At 36.1% G+C, this 244-nt stretch carries 1 protein-coding gene; it reads left to right on the forward strand.

The features are described from left to right. The coding region (locus tag SB658_RS26765; RefSeq protein ID WP_410603530.1) for an ABC transporter substrate-binding protein at window positions 1–244 on the forward strand (244 nt) is incomplete at both ends.

Below are 244 nucleotides of genomic sequence, written 5' to 3' on the forward strand. Positions count from 1 at the left end.
CTTGAATATGAATTAAAGCCAGTTTTTGATGGTGTGGGCACGAAAGCAAACTTTTTAGATTTAACAAGCTTGAAAAATATGCGAAATTCCATTAGCGATTTAGGTAAGCAATATGGACGTGAAAAGCAGGCTGAAGCAGTTGTAACGAAGTTAGATAACAAGGTTACAGAGATTAAAACAGCAGTAAAGGGAAAGAAAGAACCGACAGTGCTTATTTTATTAGGTGTACCAGGGAGTTATTTAG

It is taken from the genome of Bacillus sp. SIMBA_008, assembly GCF_046535495.1.
Lineage (GTDB): Bacteria > Bacillota > Bacilli > Bacillales > Bacillaceae > Bacillus > Bacillus subtilis.